The 13,513-nt window shown below is 59.8% G+C and carries 16 protein-coding genes; 6 read left to right on the forward strand and 10 right to left on the reverse strand.

The annotated features are described in order from the left end of the window. Window positions 1-20 precede the first annotated feature (20 nt). Genes FIV38_RS27410 through FIV38_RS27425 form a run of 4 tightly spaced genes read left to right on the forward strand, consistent with a single transcriptional unit; the run spans window position 21 to window position 3,362 of the window. The gene (locus tag FIV38_RS27410) at window positions 21-749 is read left to right on the forward strand and encodes an ABC transporter permease (protein WP_092234039.1); all 729 of its coding nucleotides are present in this window, start codon (window positions 21-23) and stop codon (window positions 747-749) included. Next, window positions 746-1,456, forward strand: a complete 711-nt coding sequence (locus FIV38_RS27415; RefSeq protein ID WP_029297172.1) for an ABC transporter permease — start codon at window positions 746-748, stop codon at window positions 1,454-1,456. The genes FIV38_RS27410 and FIV38_RS27415 overlap by 4 nt, the downstream gene beginning before the upstream one ends. Before the next feature lie 9 nt (window positions 1,457-1,465). Continuing rightward, the gene (locus FIV38_RS27420) at window positions 1,466-2,584 is read left to right on the forward strand and encodes a succinylglutamate desuccinylase/aspartoacylase family protein (RefSeq protein ID WP_092234036.1); all 1,119 of its coding nucleotides are present in this window, start codon (window positions 1,466-1,468) and stop codon (window positions 2,582-2,584) included. Window positions 2,585-2,597: 13 nt separating this feature from the next. After that, on the forward strand, window positions 2,598-3,362 hold the full coding sequence (locus FIV38_RS27425; RefSeq protein WP_092234033.1) for an ABC transporter ATP-binding protein: 765 nt from the start codon (window positions 2,598-2,600) through the stop codon (window positions 3,360-3,362). Between the two features lie 180 nt (window positions 3,363-3,542). Here the strand turns inward: FIV38_RS27425 and FIV38_RS27430 are convergent, their stop codons facing one another. Next, the gene (locus tag FIV38_RS27430; protein ID WP_029297182.1) at window positions 3,543-3,740 is read right to left on the reverse strand and encodes a hypothetical protein; all 198 of its coding nucleotides are present in this window, start codon (window positions 3,738-3,740) and stop codon (window positions 3,543-3,545) included. Between the two features lie 107 nt (window positions 3,741-3,847). Then, on the reverse strand, window positions 3,848-4,414 hold the full coding sequence (gene dcd, locus FIV38_RS27435) for a dCTP deaminase (protein ID WP_003219273.1): 567 nt from the start codon (window positions 4,412-4,414) through the stop codon (window positions 3,848-3,850). Between the two features lie 392 nt (window positions 4,415-4,806). Between dcd and FIV38_RS27440 the strand changes: the two genes are divergently transcribed. After that, complete coding sequence (locus FIV38_RS27440) at window positions 4,807-5,016, forward strand: cold-shock protein (RefSeq protein ID WP_002554837.1); 210 nt, start codon at window positions 4,807-4,809, stop codon at window positions 5,014-5,016. Between the two features lie 195 nt (window positions 5,017-5,211). On the opposite strand, the gene rpoS is transcribed toward FIV38_RS27440, so the two are convergent. The 8 genes from rpoS to FIV38_RS27485 all read right to left on the reverse strand — a co-directional run bounded on the left by rpoS (window position 5,212) and on the right by FIV38_RS27485 (window position 12,329). After that, window positions 5,212-6,216, reverse strand: coding sequence for an RNA polymerase sigma factor RpoS (gene rpoS / locus FIV38_RS27450; protein WP_092234030.1), 1,005 nt, complete (start codon window positions 6,214-6,216; stop codon window positions 5,212-5,214). Between the two features lie 105 nt (window positions 6,217-6,321). Then, entirely contained in the window at window positions 6,322-7,155 is an 834-nt protein-coding gene (locus tag FIV38_RS27455) for a peptidoglycan DD-metalloendopeptidase family protein (RefSeq protein WP_092234027.1), read from the reverse strand. A gap of 211 nt (window positions 7,156-7,366) precedes the next feature. Further along, a complete protein-coding gene (locus FIV38_RS27460) occupies window positions 7,367-8,002 on the reverse strand; it encodes a protein-L-isoaspartate(D-aspartate) O-methyltransferase (RefSeq protein WP_169865481.1) in 636 nt (211 codons plus the stop codon). 41 nt (window positions 8,003-8,043) lie between these two features. After that, window positions 8,044-8,793 (reverse strand): 5'/3'-nucleotidase SurE, encoded by a 750-nt coding sequence (surE, locus tag FIV38_RS27465; protein ID WP_092234024.1) that lies wholly within the window; start codon window positions 8,791-8,793, stop codon window positions 8,044-8,046. Continuing rightward, window positions 8,781-9,839: a tRNA pseudouridine(13) synthase TruD gene (truD, locus tag FIV38_RS27470; RefSeq protein ID WP_092234018.1), complete on the reverse strand. Its 1,059-nt coding sequence runs from the start codon at window positions 9,837-9,839 to the stop codon at window positions 8,781-8,783. Before truD ends, surE begins: the two co-directional genes overlap by 13 nt. Next, complete coding sequence (ispF, locus tag FIV38_RS27475; protein ID WP_029297241.1) at window positions 9,836-10,309, reverse strand: 2-C-methyl-D-erythritol 2,4-cyclodiphosphate synthase; 474 nt, start codon at window positions 10,307-10,309, stop codon at window positions 9,836-9,838. Before ispF ends, truD begins: the two co-directional genes overlap by 4 nt. A 53-nt stretch (window positions 10,310-10,362) precedes the next feature. Next, complete coding sequence (gene fghA / locus FIV38_RS27480) at window positions 10,363-11,208, reverse strand: S-formylglutathione hydrolase (RefSeq protein ID WP_029297243.1); 846 nt, start codon at window positions 11,206-11,208, stop codon at window positions 10,363-10,365. An 8-nt stretch (window positions 11,209-11,216) separates the two neighbouring features. Next, window positions 11,217-12,329, reverse strand: coding sequence for an S-(hydroxymethyl)glutathione dehydrogenase/class III alcohol dehydrogenase (locus FIV38_RS27485; RefSeq protein WP_029297245.1), 1,113 nt, complete (start codon window positions 12,327-12,329; stop codon window positions 11,217-11,219). A 109-nt stretch (window positions 12,330-12,438) separates the two neighbouring features. On the opposite strand from FIV38_RS27485, the gene FIV38_RS27490 reads away from it, so the two are divergent. Further along, window positions 12,439-13,335: a LysR substrate-binding domain-containing protein gene (locus FIV38_RS27490; protein ID WP_070995747.1), complete on the forward strand. Its 897-nt coding sequence runs from the start codon at window positions 12,439-12,441 to the stop codon at window positions 13,333-13,335. Window positions 13,336-13,513: the final 178 nt, after the last annotated feature.

Below are 13,513 nucleotides of genomic sequence, written 5' to 3' on the forward strand. Positions count from 1 at the left end.
GATGGCCAAGGGCATACCCCATGTTTGAAGACCTGCTGCAGACCCTCGGGCTTGGCGCGTTCAGCCTGCAAGGGTTTGGCCCGCTATTGCTGCAAGGCACCTGGATGACCATCAAGTTGTCGGTGCTGTCCCTGGCCGTCAGCGTCGTGCTGGGCCTGCTCGGGGCCAGCGCCAAGTTGTCGAGCGTGGCGCTGTTGCGCATCCCCGCCCAGCTCTACACCACCCTGATTCGCGGCGTGCCGGATCTGGTGCTGATGCTGCTGATTTTCTACAGCCTGCAAACCTGGCTGACCAGCTTCACCGACTACATGGAATGGGAATACATCGAGATCAACCCATTCGGCGCCGGGGTGATTACCCTGGGTTTTATCTACGGTGCGTATTTCACCGAGACGTTCCGCGGTGCGATCCTCGCCGTGCCCCGCGGCCAGTTGGAGGCCGCCACGGCTTATGGCCTCTCACGCCGGCAGCGCTTTCGCTACGTGACCTTCCCGCAAATGATGCGCTTTGCCCTACCGGGTATCGGCAATAACTGGATGGTGATGCTCAAGGCCACGGCACTGGTGTCGATCATCGGCCTGGCCGACGTGGTCAAGGCCGCCCAGGATGCGGGCAAAAGTACCTATCAGTTGTTCTTTTTCCTGGTGGTCGCGGCCTTGATCTACCTGGCCATCACCAGCGCATCAAACTTCGTCCTGCGCAGGCTGGAAACCCGTTACGCGGCAGGCGTTCGGGAGGCGGTGCGATGATCGAACTCTTGCAGGAATACTGGCGCCCCTTCCTCTACAGCGACGGCAACCACATAACGGGCCTGGCCATGACGATGTGGTTGCTCACGGCTTCGCTCTGCATCGGTTTCGTGGTGTCGATCCCGTTATCCATCGCCCGCGTCTCGCCCAACCGCTGGGTGCGCTGGCCGGTGCAGTTTTACACCTACCTGTTTCGCGGCACGCCGCTCTACATCCAGTTGCTGATTTGCTACACCGGCATCTACAGCCTGGCTGCCATTCGTGCCCAGCCGGTGCTGGATGCGTTTTTTCGCGACGCAATGAACTGCACCCTGCTTGCGTTTGCCCTCAACACCTGCGCCTACACCACGGAAATCTTCGCCGGGGCCATCCGCAGCATGGCCCACGGTGAGGTCGAGGCGGCGAAAGCTTATGGCCTGAGCGGCTGGAAACTGTATGCCTACGTGATCATGCCCTCGGCCCTGCGTCGTTCATTGCCGTACTACAGTAATGAAGTGATCCTGATGCTGCACTCGACGACGGTGGCCTTTACCGCGACGATCCCGGACATCCTCAAAGTGGCCCGGGACGCCAACTCGGCCACCTTCCTCACGTTCCAATCGTTTGGTATCGCTGCGCTGATCTACCTGACCGTGACGTTTGCCCTGGTCGGTCTGTTTCGTCTGGCGGAGCGTCGCTGGCTGGCCTTTCTCGGGCCTGGTCATTAAGGAGCCCCTATGCGGCAACAGATTCACCCCATCCTCGCACCGGTGCCCGGCACCGCACGGCAGATCCACAGCTTCCACTTCGGGCCAGAGCAGGCCGAAGGAAAAATCTATATCCAGTCCTCGCTGCACGCCGACGAGTTGCCCGGCATGCTGGTGGCCTGGCACTTGAAGGCGCGCCTGGCGGAACTGGCCACTGCCGGCCGCCTGCGTAGCGAAATCGTGCTGGTGCCCGTCGCCAACCCGGTAGGCCTGGAACAGGTATTGATGGATATTCCCCTGGGCCGCTACGAGCTGGAGAGCGGGCAGAACTTCAATCGTCTGTTTATCGACCTCAGTGAAGAGGTTGGCAATCAGGTCGAAGGCCTGCTGGGGGATGATCCACGGCTTAACGTCGCATTGATCCGCGAGAGCCTGCGCCAGGCTCTCGACCGCCATATACCCACCACGCAACTGCAATCCCAGCGACTTGTGCTGCAACGCCTGGCCTGTGATGCCGATATGGTGCTGGACCTGCATTGCGACTTCGAAGCCGTCGCCCATCTGTACACCACACCCGAGGCCTGGCCCCAGGTCGAGCCGTTGGCCCGCTACATCGGCGCCGAAGCCAGCCTGCTGGCCACCGATTCCGGCGGGCAGTCCTTCGATGAGTGTTTCACCCTGCTCTGGTGGCAGTTGCAGCAACGGTTTGGCCAACGCTTCGCGATTCCCCTGGGCAGCTTTTCGGTGACCCTGGAGTTGCGCGGCCAGGGTGATGTCAATCACGGCCTGGCCAGCCTCGACTGTCAGGCGATCATCGACTACCTGATGCACTTTGGCGCCATTAGCGGCGAACCTGCGCCCCTACCCGGGTTGCCCTACCCCGCCACGCCGCTTGCCGCCGTCGAGCCGGTGACCACCCCTGTGGGCGGCCTGCTGGTGTTTCACGCGCTGCCAGGGGAATACCTCGAGGCCGGGCAGTTGGTCGCCGAAGTCATCGACCCCATTCACGACCGCGTCAGCCCCATTCATTGCCGGTACGCCGGCCTCCTGTATGCCCGGTCGCTGCGGCGCATGGCCACGGCCGGCATGGTGATTGCCCATGTCGCCGGACATACGCCCTATCGCAGTGGCTATTTACTATCGCCTTGAGGATGCACGCCCCATGTACAAATTGACCGTTGAAGGCCTGCATAAACGCTATGGCGACCATGAAGTGCTCAAAGGGGTTTCGCTAAAGGCCAAAAGCGGTGATGTGATCAGCCTGATCGGCGCCAGCGGTTCGGGGAAAAGCACCTTCCTGCGTTGCATCAATTTCCTTGAACAACCCAATGACGGCGCCATGAGCCTAGATGGCCAGCCGATCCGCATGGTCGGCGACCGCCATGGTATGCGCGTGGCCGACGAGGCCGAGTTACAGCGCCTGCGTACCCGCCTGGCGATGGTGTTCCAGCACTTCAACCTATGGAGCCATATGAGCGTGCTGGAGAACATCACCATGGCCCCCCGCAGGGTCTTGGGGTGTAGCAAAAAGGACGCCGAGGACCGCGCCAGGCGTTATCTGGACAAGGTTGGGCTGCCGGCACGGGTAGCGGACCAGTACCCGGCGTTCCTGTCGGGTGGCCAGCAGCAGCGGGTAGCTATCGCACGCGCCCTGGCGATGGAGCCGGAGGTGATGCTGTTCGACGAGCCAACGTCGGCCCTCGACCCGGAACTGGTCGGCGAAGTATTGAAGGTGATCCAGGGTTTGGCTGAAGAGGGGCGGACCATGATCATGGTGACCCATGAGATGAGTTTTGCGCGCAAGGTATCGAGCCAGGTGCTGTTTTTGCATCAAGGCCTGGTGGAAGAAGAAGGCACCCCGCAAGAGGTGCTGGACCACCCGAAAAGCGCGCGATTGCAGCAGTTTTTGAGTGGCAACCTGAAATAAACAGCGCACAACGCTGAGGCCTGGCGAAAGGGTTGTTCAGACTCTGGCCTGGTTGTGGTTGTGGCGAGCGGGCTTGCCACAGTCCAGATAACTTCGCCGCATTTATCCAGGTGAACTGCGGTGTCTGGTTTCAGGGCTGCTGCGCAGCCCAGCGCGGGGCAAGCCCGCTCGCCACAGGTATCAAGCCACAGGCGCGGGTGGTGGCTCGTCCGGCAGGGTCGGTACGCCAGGTTCGGTAGGTTGTTCCGGGGTATCGGGGTCAGGCTGGCCAGGGATGCCGCCAGCGGCGGGGTCGGCCATCAAGGACCAGGCCAGAACACCAATCTGGTTGGGTTCAAGCCGGGCAAGTTCGGCGCTGATTCGCGGGTCGATCTTCATAGGGTACTCCTCAAGCGTGGCTCGGCGCGCTGTGCACGCGCCGAGGCAGTACACCCAATAGAGTGCCTGCCCGCTGACAAATTCCCTTGCTCTGTAAGACGTTTCGATCAGGTGCGTGGCAGAGTGACGCCGCGCTGGCCCTGGTACTTGCCGCCACGGTCCTTATAGGACACTTCGCACTCTTCATCGGATTCGAAGAACAGCATCTGCGCCACGCCTTCGTTGGCGTAGATCTTGGCGGGCAAGGTGGTGGTGTTGGAGAACTCCAGGGTCACGTGGCCTTCCCATTCCGGCTCGAGCGGCGTCACGTTGACGATGATGCCGCAGCGCGCGTAGGTGCTCTTGCCCAGGCAGATGGTCAGGACATTACGCGGGATGCGGAAAAACTCGACAGTGCGCGCCAGGGCGAAGGAGTTAGGCGGGATGATGCACACATCGCTCTTCACATCGACGAAGCTCTTTTCATCGAAGTTTTTCGGATCGACGGTGGCCGAGTTGATGTTGGTGAACACCTTGAATTCATCGGCGCAACGCACATCGTAGCCGTAGCTGGAAACCCCGAACGAAATCAGGCGTTCGGCGCCCTCACCGCGCATCTGGCGCTCGACGAAGGGTTCGATCATGCCGTGCTCTTGCGCCATGCGGCGAATCCACTTGTCCGATTTGATGCTCATGGCGGGTGTCCTGAATAGCGAGGTGGAAAATTCTGTTGGGCATCTTACCGGGGCTGGCCTCGCGGTTCAAAGGACGCGGGGGTTTTTCTTGATTAAGTTGAGCCCGGTCACTGTCAGCCGTGCGGGGCGAGCCCTGCCCCGGAATCAAAGGGCCGCAGGCCTGTAAAAGGCACCGCCAGTCACGAAAATAGAGAAACCTTCGGAAATACCATTGGCACGTTCCGGAAAAAGGGTTAAGGTGGCGCCACTGTGCTGCTTGTGTCACTGAGAATCTCTACACGATATGTTGAATTTCGATCCAACCATCTCCAAGAATTTTTCCTGCTCTTTGCACTCAGTCTCGGCCAGGGCTTTTCCTGAGTCGCAGTTAACTTTGTCCAAGGAGATACACCATGTCTAATCGCCAAACTGGTACCGTTAAGTGGTTCAACGATGAAAAAGGCTTCGGCTTCATCACTCCACAATCCGGTGACGACCTGTTCGTTCACTTCAAAGCTATCCAATCCGACGGCTTCAAAAGCCTGAAAGAAGGCCAACAGGTTTCTTTCATCGCTACCCGCGGTCAGAAAGGCATGCAAGCTGAAGAAGTTCAAGTTATCTAACTTGTACTGACTCAGTCGAAAGAACCCCGCCCTTAAAAGCGGGGTTTTTTTATGCCCGCCATTCGGTCGTTATGGTCGAGCACAAAAAAATGTGGGAGCGGGCTTGCCCGCGAATGCAGTGGATCAGTCGGTACATCTGTCGACTGATACTGCGCATTCGCGAGCAAGCCCGCTCCCACATTGGCTCAAGCGTCGTTATTGAAACAACGACTCGCTCGACAGACCATTCTTCTCCAGGATCTCCCGCAAGCGCTTGAGACCCTCCACCTGGATCTGCCGCACCCGCTCACGGGTCAAGCCGATTTCCAGGCCTACATCTTCCAGGGTGCTGCTTTCATGGCCACGCAGGCCAAAGCGGCGAATCACCACCTCACGCTGCTTGTCCGTCAACTCTGAAAGCCATTGGTCGATGCTCTGTGACAAGTCATCGTCCTGCAACAGCTCGCACGAATCCGTTGGTCGGTCATCCGTCAGGGTGTCCAGCAGGGTTTTATCCGAGTCCGGACCCAGCGAGACATCGACCGAAGACACACGCTCATTAAGACCCAGCATGCGTTTGACCTCTCCCACCGGTTTTTCCAGCAGGTTGGCGATCTCTTCAGGCGAAGGTTCATGATCAAGTTTCTGGGTGAGTTCACGTGCCGCCCGCAGGTACACGTTCAACTCCTTGACGACATGAATCGGCAGCCGGATGGTCCGGGTCTGATTCATGATTGCACGCTCGATGGTCTGGCGAATCCACCACGTGGCGTAGGTCGAGAAGCGAAAACCGCGCTCTGGGTCAAACTTCTCCACGGCCCGGATCAGACCGAGGTTGCCTTCTTCGATCAGGTCCAACAGGGACAGCCCACGATTGACGTAGCGTCGGGCGATTTTCACCACCAGGCGCAGGTTGCTTTCAATCATGCGTTTGCGCCCAGCCGGATCACCCTTTTGCGACAGTCGCGCAAAATGGACTTCTTCTTCGGGAGTGAGCAAGGGGGAAAAGCCGATTTCATTGAGGTACAACTGGGTAGCATCGAGCGCCCGGGTGTAATCAATATACTTATGCTGTTTTAACGCTGTGGAGTTTTTGGACTTGGTACGAACTGAAGGTACAGCGGGTCCCTCATTCGACATCGATTCCGTACCGATGCCGGTCTCCATAAGGAGAACCTCATCGTCGATGTCAAACTCCGGCGCTTCTTTACTGAGAGCCATTGTTATAGTCCTTTGGTGAGTTCGACCTCAAGCTCAAGCGACGCCTTTATCCTTGGCAACGCTGGAGCCTGTTCCTTCTACGTGAGGGAACAGGCTGACAACACATCAACGCCGGGGTAGGAATTGCAGTGGATCTACAGGTTTACCCTGGCGGCGAATCTCAAAGTGCAGTTTCACCCGGTCTGTACCAGTCGACCCCATTTCGGCAATTGTCTGTCCGACTTTGACCTGCTGCCCCTCCCGAACCAACAACCTGCGGTTATGACCGTAGGCACTGACGTAGGTATCGCTGTGTTTGATGATGACCAATTCGCCGTAGCCCCGTAAACCACTCCCGGCGTATACAACGGTCCCATCAGACGCAGCTAAAACAGGCTGTCCCAAATCCCCGGCGATATCAATGCCTTTATTCAAACTACCGTTTGAAGAGAATTTTCCAATCAGGATGCCATTTGAGGGCCATCCCCAACCGGTCGGCGCAGGCCCCGCAGGCGGCAACGGCGCGGGTGCCGGCTTGCTCGCAACCTTAGGCGCAACGGTACCTGCAGGCCGGGTGAAGACCGTAGTCTTGCTGGAAGAAGAAGCCGAGGAACCGGATTTTGTCACAACTGCCGTGGGTGCCGAACCCGTGCGTCCATCGAAACGGATGGTCTGCCCCGGATGTATCGTATAGGGCACAGGAATATTGTTACGCGCTGCGAGCGCCTTGTAGTCCCAGCCATAACGGAAGGCGATCGAGAACATCGTATCGCCCTTGCGCACCACGTATTGCCCGGTGGTCACCGTAGGCCGTTGCGGTGCTGCGCTATTGCGGTCGACAACCCGCGCGCCGCTACCTGTGCTGGAGCAGGCAGCCAGCAAGGAACTCAAGACAAGGCCAATCACCAGTCGCTGAAAGCTCGTTTTACTCATACGCTGCGCAATGACTGTGAGACTCACCCGCCGCTCCCTTTGTGGTGGCTGAAACATGAACGCCTGTATCAGGCTTGAAATATGTCGCAAGTATAACTGGCTGCCAGACTTTAACCGGCAACAAGGTAGAAACGAAAAATTCATCTCGTTTATAAACTACCCAACTTGATGTTGACTCAATGAACCCCGCTGTAAGACACATACCCAGCAATAGAATTCAGTGCGCCGTGACAAATGATCAGGCCAGCGGCCCATTAAGTAACGGAACGAAACGCACCGCTCCCAGGACATGCCGGGAAAAACCTTCTTCTTCGCGCACGATCAACATCAACTGCTGCACTTCGCCCGAGCCCACCGGTATCACCAGGCGCCCACCCGGTGCCAGTTGATCGAGGAGTGCCTGGGGCACATCGGTGGCGACGGCCGTCACGATGATGCCGTTGTAGGGCGCCAATGCCGGCCAGCCTTCCCAGCCATCCCCCCAGCGAAACACAACGTTGCGCAGGTTCAGCTCCACCAGGCGCTCCTTGGCCCGGTCCTGCAAGACCTTGATCCGCTCGACGGAAAACACCCGCTCGACCAATTGCGAGAGCACGGCCGTCTGGTACCCGGACCCCGTACCAATCTCCAGCACTTTGTCCAAAGGACCCGCAGCCAACAGCAACTCGCTCATCCGCGCCACCATATAGGGCTGGGAGATGGTCTGGTTGTGGCCAATGGGCAACGCGGTATCTTCGTAGGCACGATGGGCCAGGGCCTCATCGACAAACAGGTGGCGCGGGGTACGGCGGATGACTTCCAGCACCTGGGCGTTGGACAGACCCTCTTCGTAAAGCCGCTGGATCAAACGCTCACGGGTGCGTTGGGAAGTCATGCCGATGCCACGGCGCAACAGGTCGTCCTGTTCACGAGCCATCAGCGCAGCCCCTCCAACCAGGGATCGAGCCCACCGAAGGCATCATTGAATGTGCGATCAAGTTGTAACGGGGTAATCGAAACATAACCTTGCATCACCGCATGAAAGTCCGTGCCCGGTCCGCCATCCTCGGCGTCGCCCGCTGCGGCAATCCAGTAGCCTTCCCTGCCACGGGGATCGACCACTTTCAACGGTGCCGCCGCGCGCGCGCGATGGCCCAGGCGGGTCAACTGGATACCGCGAATATGGTCCAGGGGCAGATTGGGGATATTGACGTTGAGCACCGTACGCGGCGGTAGCACCAGCGTGCCGTGGGCCTCGACCAGCCTGCGCGCAAAATACGCAGCGGTCGCCAGGTTATCCACCTGCCGCGACGCCAGCGAAAAAGCGAAAGCCGTGCGCCCCAGGAAGCGCCCTTCAAGGGCCGCCGCCACAGTGCCGGAGTACAACACGTCATCGCCCAGGTTGGCGCCCAGGTTGATCCCGGAAACAACCAGGTCCGGCTCATCGGCCAGCAAGCTGTTGATCGCCAGGTGCACGCAATCGGTCGGCGTGCCATTGACGCTGATAAAGCCGTTGGCCAGCGTCTGCGGGTGCAAGGGACGGTCGAGCGTCAGCGAACTGCTGGCGCCGCTTTTGTCCTGGTCGGGGGCAACCACCACGCACTCGGCGTAATCCGCCAGCGCAGCATGAAGCGCGGCAAGGCCGGGTGCGGTGACCCCGTCGTCGTTAGATATCAGAATACGCATGGGCTGTCCGTCTGCCCCACCGGCACCAGATCAACAAGCTCGCGCACCAAGACAGTGGCGAAGCATCCGGCCGGCAGGACGAATTCCAATTGCAGAATGTCAGTCTCGGGATAATGCCACGTCAACCCGCCAATGGGCAGTCGCAGAATGCGACGTTCCTGGCTCATGCCGGCTTTGGCCAGCCAATCGCACAGGTCCGCCTCGCTCGCAGCAACCGCTTGTTCCAGTGCATGGGTGGCGCCAGTGGCGGGCGAATCGCCTTCACCCCATTGCGGGCCGGTGGGATGCAGGTCGAGGATCGCCAGGCGTGGATCGCTGCACTCCGCCTCCCCCGCCGGGAAAAAGCTGCGGCTATCGGTGAATGCCAGCAGGTCACCGACCTGGGCCCGCTGCCACGAACCATCGGCAACCCGCGCCGCCAACACTTTATTGAACACAAAACTGCGCGCCGTCGACAGCAGGCGCGAACGCACATTGCGTTGCTCCGGCAGCGCCTTGCGGGCCGCCCAGTCGCGGGCATCGACAACATTGCCGCCGTTGTGGCCAAAGCGCTGGGAGCCGAAATAATTGGGAATCCCGTGCTTGGCGATCAATTGCAGGCGCGCATCGATAGCAGCCTGGTCGCCCGCCAGTTGGGTCAGGCGCAGGGTAAAACCGTTGGCCGAATGTGCACCACGCTGCAACTTGCGTTTGTGGCGAGCGGTCTTGAGAATCTTCAGGGTGTCGTTTTGCGCCGCGCTCAAGTCGGGATCGGCCTTGCCCGGTAACTGCACGCTGAACCACTGGCGCGTCAGCGCCTGGCGATCCTTGAGGCCGGCATAGCTGACAGTGCGCAACGGCACACCGGCCGCCTTGGCAATGCGCCGCGCAGCCTCTTCAGTGTTCAGCCCGCGCTTTTCGACCCACAACCACAGGTGCTCACCCTCGCCAGTCAGCGGGATATCCAGCACTTCATCCACTTGAAAATCTTCGGCCGTGGCCTTGAGCACCGCACTGCCCAGTGCCTCGCCATAGGCCCTAGGGCCCAACAATTGCAGGTCGTTCATGCGCGCAACAACAAGGCGACGGAGTGCACCGCGATGCCCTCTTCACGACCCGTAAACCCGAGCTTTTCGGTAGTGGTGGCTTTCACGTTGACTTGATCCAGTTCTATTTGCAGGTCGGCGGCAATCACGGCGCGCATCGATTCGATATGCGGCGCCATCTTTGGCGCCTGGGCAACGATGGTGTTATCGACATTGCCGACCTTCCAGCCTTTGGCATGGATCAGGCCGACCACATGCCGCAGCAGCACGCGGCTGTCCGCGCCCTTGAAAGTGGGGTCGGTGTCCGGAAAGTGTTTGCCGATATCCCCCAACGCCGCTGCGCCGAGCAAGGCATCGCTCAAGGCATGCAGCACAACGTCGCCGTCGGAATGAGCCAGCAACCCATGGTGGTGCGCAATGCGCACGCCGCCCAGGGTGATGAAGTCGCCTTCGGCGAAACGGTGCACATCATAGCCGTGGCCAATACGCATAAAAAACGCCCCGATTTAATTCAGGGCGTGATTCTACCTACTTTTGCCGGACATTAACCGAGCAAAGCACGTCCATGATGACGCAAGTGGTCCTCGATGAAGCTGGCGATAAAGAAGTAGCTGTGGTCATAGCCCGGTTGCAGGCGCAGCTCCAGCGGATGGCCCGCCGCCTTGGCAGCCTGCAACAAGGCCTCGGGCTTGAGTTGGGTGGCCAGGAAGTCGTCGCGATCGCCCTGATCCACCAGCAGTGGCAGCTTTTGCGAGGCTTCGCTGATCAGCACGCAGGCGTCCCATTCGCGCCACTTGGAGCGCTCTTCCCCCAGGTAGCGAGAAAAGGCTTTTTGGCCCCAAGGGCAATCCATCGGATTATTGATGGGCGAAAAGGCCGACACCGACTGATAGCGCCCCGGATTGCGCAAGGCACACACCAACGCACCGTGCCCGCCCATGGAGTGGCCACTGATGCCGCGCTTGTCGCAAGCCGGGAAATGCGCTTCAACCAACGCCGGCAATTCCTGCACGACATAGTCGTGCATCCGATAATGCTTGCTCCAAGGTTCCTGCGTGGCATTCAGGTAGAACCCGGCACCCAGGCCAAAGTCCCAGGCGTTGTCCGGATCCCCCGGCACACCCGGCCCACGAGGGCTGGTATCCGGCGCGACGATGATCATTCCCAGCTCGGCCGCCACACGATGCGCGCCAGCCTTCTGCATGAAGTTTTCATCGGTACAGGTCAGCCCCGACAGCCAGTACAACACCGGCAGCTTGCCGCCCTGCTCCGCCTGGGGCGGCAGGTAGACGGCGAAGGTCATATCGCAGTCCAGCACTTCGGAATGATGCTTGTAACGCTTGTGCCAGCCGCCGAAACTCTTCTGGCATGACAGGTTTTCCAGACTCATGGCCGACCTCAGAAATGGATGACGGTGCGAATGCTCTTGCCTTCATGCATCAGGTCGAAAGCCTTGTTGATATCTTCCAGGCCCATGGTGTGGGTGATGAAGGTATCCAGGGGGATTTCGCCGGTCTGGGCCATTTCCACGTAGCTTGGCAACTCGCTGCGGCCACGCACGCCACCGAATGCCGAACCGCGCCAGACGCGGCCGGTCACCAATTGGAACGGACGGGTGGCAATTTCCTGACCGGCACCGGCGACACCGATGATCACCGACTCGCCCCAGCCTTTGTGGCAGCACTCAAGTGCGGCGCGCATCAGTTGTACATTGCCAATGCACTCGAAGGAAAAGTCCACGCCGCCGTCGGTCAAATCGACAATCACATCCTGAATCGGGCGATCGTAGTCTTTCGGGTTGATGCAATCGGTGGCGCCCAGTTGCTTGGCAATCTCGAACTTGGCCGGGTTGATATCGATGGCGATGATACGACCGGCCTTGGCTTTCACCGCGCCGATCACAGCCGACAAGCCAATCCCGCCCAGGCCGAAGATGGCAACGGTATCGCCTGGCTTGACCTTGGCGGTGTTGATCACCGCACCGATGCCAGTGGTGACACCACAACCCAGCAGGCAGACTTTTTCCAGCGGGGCTTCTTTAGGAATCTTGGCCACGGAGATTTCCGGCAGCACGGTGTACTCGGAAAAGGTCGAAGTCCCCATGTAGTGGAAAATCGGCTGACCCTTGTAGGAAAAACGCGTGGTGCCGTCCGGCATCAGACCTTTGCCCTGGGTTGCGCGGATGGCCTGGCACAGGTTGGTCTTGCCCGACAGGCAGAACTTGCACTTGCCACATTCCGGGGTGTACAGCGGGATCACGTGGTCACCCACCGCTACCGAGGTCACACCCTCGCCAATGGCTTCGACCACTGCGCCGCCTTCGTGGCCCAGGATCGACGGGAAAATACCTTCAGGATCGGCGCCCGACAGGGTGTAGGCATCGGTATGGCAAACCCCGGAAGCGACCACACGCAGCAGGACTTCGCCAGCCTTGGGCATGGCCACATCCACTTCCACGATCTCCAGCGGTTTCTTGGCTTCAAAGGCGACAGCGGCGCGTGACTTGATCATCCGAGTTTCTCCAGGGGCTTGAAAAGTGAGACGGGCAGTGTAAAACATGGCCCACTGATTAATAATCCAGGCAAAAGCAAAACATTATTGCCATACAGGGACAATCTGCATGCTGGAGAACCGCTGGGAAGGCATCGATGAATTCGTCGCCGTGGCCGAATGCAGCCAGTTCACCGCCGCGGCAGAACGCCTTGGAGTGTCTTCGTCGCATATCAGCCGCCAGGTGGCACGCCTGGAGGAGCGCCTGCAAACCCGCTTGCTCTATCGCAGTACCCGGCGGGTGACGCTGACCGAGGCCGGCCAGACCTTCCTCCAGCATTGCCAGCGCCTGCAAGACGGGCGCGAAGAAGCCTTGCGCGCCGTGGGCGACCTGACCAGCGAGCCCAAGGGTATGTTGCGCATGACCTGCGCGGTGGCCTATGGCGAACGTTTTATCGTGCCACTGGTTACACGCTTCATGGGGCTGTATCCGCAATTGCGGGTGGATATCGAACTGAGCAACCGCCCGCTCGACCTGGTGCATGAAGGCCTGGACCTGGCGATTCGCCTGGGGCGCCTGCAGGACTCGCGAATGGTCGCCAGCCGCCTGGCACCGCGGCGCATGTATCTGTGCGCGTCGCCGTCGTACCTGGAAAGGTATGGACGCCCACATAGCTTGTCGGAACTGAGCCGGCATAACTGCCTGATCGGCAGCTCGGATATTTGGCAATTGGCCCAGGATGGGCGCGAATTCTCCCAAAGGGTGCAGGGAAACTGGCGCTGCAACAGTGGGCAGGCAGTGCTGGATGCGGCGTTGCAGGGGGTGGGGTTGTGTCAGCTGCCGGATTATTACGTGCTGGAGCACTTGCACAGCGGGGCGCTGGTTTCACTGCTTGAGGCCCATCAACCGCCAAATACCGCAGTGTGGGCGCTGTATCCGCAGCAGCGGCATTTGTCGCCGAAGGTGCGCAAGTTGGTGGATTACCTGAAGGAAGGGCTGGCTGGGCGGCCGGAGTATGGCGGGTGATCTGGAGTGTCAGGCCCGGCCTCATCGCAGCATAGGTATCTACACAACTTTCAGAAACTGACGAACTCCCCCGTGGCGAGCGGGCTTGCCCCGCGCTGGGCTGCGAAGCAGCCCTAAAACCAGACGCTACGGAGTATCTGATACACCGCATACGGCTTACTGGGGCTGCTTCGCAGTT

Source organism: Pseudomonas proteolytica (assembly GCF_007858275.1).
GTDB lineage: Bacteria > Pseudomonadota > Gammaproteobacteria > Pseudomonadales > Pseudomonadaceae > Aquipseudomonas > Aquipseudomonas proteolytica.